The 4,091-nt window shown below is 71.3% G+C and carries 2 protein-coding genes; one reads left to right on the top strand and one right to left on the bottom strand.

Going from position 1 to position 4,091, the window contains the following annotated elements:
• Positions 1 to 2,409, bottom strand: a 2,409-nt coding sequence (locus ACWEVO_RS31745; protein WP_452311144.1) for a sensor histidine kinase, incomplete at its 3' end; no start/stop codon positions are given.
• Positions 2,410 to 2,856: 447 nt separating this feature from the next.
• Between ACWEVO_RS31745 and ACWEVO_RS31740 the strand changes: the two genes are divergently transcribed.
• Entirely contained in the window at positions 2,857 to 4,038 is a 1,182-nt protein-coding gene (locus tag ACWEVO_RS31740) for an ABC transporter substrate-binding protein (RefSeq protein WP_452311143.1), read from the top strand.
• Positions 4,039 to 4,091: the final 53 nt, after the last annotated feature.

Below are 4,091 nucleotides of genomic sequence, written 5' to 3'. Positions count from 1 at the left end.
CTTCCTCATCGACTTCGTACAGCCGCTGGAGGACCTGCTCAGCCTGGTCACCGGCAACGCCGAGCGGATGGAGCCGTACGCGGAGCAGTGGCAGCTCGATCCGCCCATGGCGTAGCCGGCGCCGGAGACCGGCGTCGACGGTGCGGGCGGCGCGGACGCGACCGGGGCGGTGGTCGGCACGGTGGGCAGGCTCGGCAGCGCGCCGGTCGCCCCACCCGCCTGGACGGCCGGGCCGGTGTCCCGCGCCTCGGCGACCTGCCAGCGGGCGGGCGGCGGAGTGGTGGTGGCGCTGCGCCACTGGTCGGTCAGCGTGGCGGTGCCGCCCCGCCCGGCGTCGGCCAGCGCGTCGCCGGCCGACGAGCCGAGCTGGCTCAGCGGGGACTGCTCGACCGCGAGCGGTTGGCGCGGCCGGGCCAGCGGGGCCTGACCCCGGTTGGCGGGCAGCACCACCGCGGAGTTCGGCAGGGTCACCTGGGCGACCGTGCCGCCCTCGACGTTGCGCCGCAGCTCCACGCGGATGCCGTAGCGGGAGGCGAGCCGGCTCACCACGGCGAGACCCATCAGCCGGAACGCGGCCACGTCCACCGTGGGCGGGGCGGCCAGCCGCCGGTTGAGCGAGTCGAGCTGCTCGTCGCTCAGCCCCAGGCCCCGGTCCTCGACCTGGATCAGGACGTAGTCCCGGATGCGCCGGCCGTCGGCGACGACCGTGGTGTTCGGCGGCGAGAAGCGGGTGGCGTTGTCCAGCAGCTCGGCGACCAGCCGGACCACGTCGTTCACCGCGTGCGCGGCGACCGAGATGTCGGTGTCCACGGTGCCGAACTCGATCCGGTTGTAGAGCTCGACCTCGGACTGGGCGGCGCGCAGCACGTCGACCAGGAGCGCGTCCTCCCGGCGCGGCACGGCCGAGTCGGCACCGGCCAGCACCAGCAGGTTCTCGTCGTTTCGGCGCATCCGGGTGGCCAGATGGTCCAGCTCGAAGAGCTGGGCCAGCCGCTTCGGATCCTCCTCGCCGCGCTCGATCGCGTCCAGCTCGCCGATCATCCGGTCGACCAGGCTCTGCGAACGCCGGGCCAGGTTGAGGAACATCGCCGAGACGCTGGTCCGCAGCGCGGCCTGCTCGGCCGCCACCCGGACCGCCTCCCGGTGGACCACGTTGAAGGCCGCGGCCACCTGGCCGACCTCGTCGCGGTTGGTCAGCTTGATCGGGTCCCGGACCTGCTGGACGATCTCGTCCACGCCGCCGTCGCCGATCGCGTTGACGTTCTGCAGCCGGCTCACCGCGTCCGGCAGGTCGTGGTTCGCCACCGCCAGCGCGCCCTCACGCAGCCGGCGCAACGACTCGTTGAGCGAGCGGGCCAGCACCACGGCCAGGGTCACGGCGATGATCAGGGTGATCAGGACGAGCAGGCTCTCCACGACGGCCTGCCGGATGACGTCGGCGCGTACCGAGTCGGCCTCGGCGAGCAGCCGGTCCTGGAGCTGGATCTCGGCCCACCGCATCAGGTCGTCAACGGCGCCGATCGCGGCGCTGGCCTCGTCCCGGCTGACCAGCGGGGCCTGGCCGACCGACCGGGACAGGTCGTTGGCGACCCGGTCGGCGAGCTGCACCGCGTCGCCGGAGACCGTGCCGTCCACCAGGGACCGCTGGGCGGGTTCGGCGGCGCGGGAGAACGACAGCAGGGATTCCTGCTGGCCGGTCAGGGTGGTGATGAAGGAGGAGAACTGCTCCTCGTCGAGCCGGCCGGCGGCCAGCGCGGTGAAGGCGACGGCCTGTTCCTCGGCCACCTCCGCCTTGGCGTGCGAGAAGGCGGCCACCGCGCGACGGGCGTCGGCGATGCTCTCCGCGCCGGGCTGCTGGGCGAGCGTGTCACCGTACGCGACCAGGTCGCTGAGGATGATGCCGTAGCGCAGGCTCGCCTCGGCGACCGGCATCTGCTGCCGGTCCAGCACCTCCTGGCGGGTGCCGTTCAGCGTGGCCAGGTGGTCCTCGATGACCTTCAGCCGGACCTGAACGGAGGCGGGCACGTCGCCGAGCCGGCCCCGTTCCTCCCGGTACGCCGCGATCCGCTCGTCGGTGCGCCGTACCCGCAGGTTGTAGTCGTCCGGCTTCTGGTTCGTCACGGCCAGGTAGGCGGCCGCGGCCATCCGCTCCTTGTGCAGGTCCTGGGCGAGCGCCGAGACGTCGATCGACAGCGCCGTCAGCGAGCGGATCTGGTTGGCCTCGTAGGCACCCTCACCGACCGAGACGAGTCGGATAGTTGCCAGCGCGATGACAGCGGCCACCGGTACGACCAGGATGAGGGCGAGCTTGGACCGGATCCGCGCGTCACGCAGGCGAGGCAGTCGCCGTCGCCGGTTCCGCTGGTCGGCACCTCGGCCTGCGGGCAGGGTCGTAGGTCCGGTGCTCACGACATCGCCTCCGTCGATTCTTCCACGCCTGACCCGCCGACCCGTGCCTGGTGCGGCGGCCAGCGCCGCGCGCGGCACGGCCGCGATTTCATCAGACGAAATCCTGTTTGGGAAGCCGCAGTGGGACAGGAAACGGTCGGTGGCGACTCAACCTGTGCAGCGGTCAACTATTACCTTCATTTCCTCAAGCCCCTGAACAGGGCATGTCACTCCAGAGTGGCCGGACGAATCTGCGCAGTAATTGTCCGTTAACGTTCCGTGTCCCCAACATGTGGGACGAGCGTCCCGAAACTGCGCCCGACCTCCGCGCTTGACCACAGGGCCCGGCATTGGCAAGGTTTTGCAGGCTTCGCGCACACCGTACGGCACACCAATCCCGTTCCTCCACTGAGGACGGATGAGCGGCGGTGATCGGGGACACACCCGCGCCGCACCTGGAGGACTGAGTTGAGCCCCATCCGCTCCGCGAGCATCGCGGTGCTCGCTTCGGCCGTGCTGGCCACCACCCTCACCGGCTGCCAGTTCGGCGGGGAACAGCAGGACGCCGACCCCATCGTGATCGCCGCGGACCTCGAACTCTCCGGCGCCTCCGCGCCGATCGGCAAGGTGTACCAGCGGGCACTGGAACTGAAGGTCGAGCAGTTGAACGCCTCCGGCGCACTGGGCGGCCGAAAGATCGAGCTCAAGGTGAAGGACAACCGCTCCGACGCCGCGGAATCCTTGCGGAACATCAACGATTTCAGTGGTGACTCACGGGTAAGCGCCATCATCATGGGCGGCTGCAACGAATGCGCGACCGGCGCGGTCCGGACCATCGGCGAGAAGCGCATTCCGACGATCGCACTCGCCTCCTCCGGCGCGATCACCGAGCCGGTCGCGGAACGGCGCTACGTCTTCAAGCTCGCCCCGAACGCGGCCGACAGCGCGGCGGCCCTCACCAACGAGCTGGAGCGACGCCGGCTCGACAAGGTGGCGGTGCTGCACAGCGCCGACGCGTACGGCCAGGAGGGACTGTCCGCGCTCCGGGGCGAGCTCGGCAAGGCCGGCCTGGACCTCGTCCGCGCGGAGGCCGTACGCACCACCGACACCGACGTGAGCAGCCAGGTCGCCGCCCTGGTCGGCAAGAAGCCCGACGCCCTGGTCCTCTGGACGCCGCCGGAGCAGGCCGCCCTCGCCGCGGCTTCCGCCCGGCAGGACAAGTTCGGCGGCTCGCTCTTCTTCGACGCCTCGGCGGCCGGTGACCTCTTCCTCGGCGCCTCGTCCCGCTCCACCGACCGGGCGACGCTGATCTTCACCCAGACCATGGTGATCGACGACGTCATCGCCACCACCCCGGCCAAGGCGGCCCGCCGGCAGTGGTTCCAGGACTACACCGCCCGCTACGGCGGCTACAACGGGTTCTCCTCCTTCGCGGCCGACGCAGTCCAGCTCATCGCGGACGCCGAACTGCGCTCCGGCGGCGAGCCGGGCACGGTCAACCGGGACGCGCTGCGCGACGTCCTGGAGACCTCGCAGCTCGACGGGCTCAGCGGGCCGATCCGGATGACCCCGGACAACCACTCGGGGTTGATGCCGCAGGCGTTGACGACGCTCGTGGCTCGGGGTGGTCGCTGGCGGTTGGCCGGCTGAGTTCTTCGTGCGCTGTGGGGTGTTGGCCCCGGCACAACCGGCTCCGGGCGGTC

It is taken from the genome of Micromonospora sp. NPDC003776 (genome assembly GCF_053605645.1).
The sequence above is the reverse complement of the archived record's forward strand: the minus strand, read 5'-3'. Positions and strand labels throughout refer to the sequence as shown.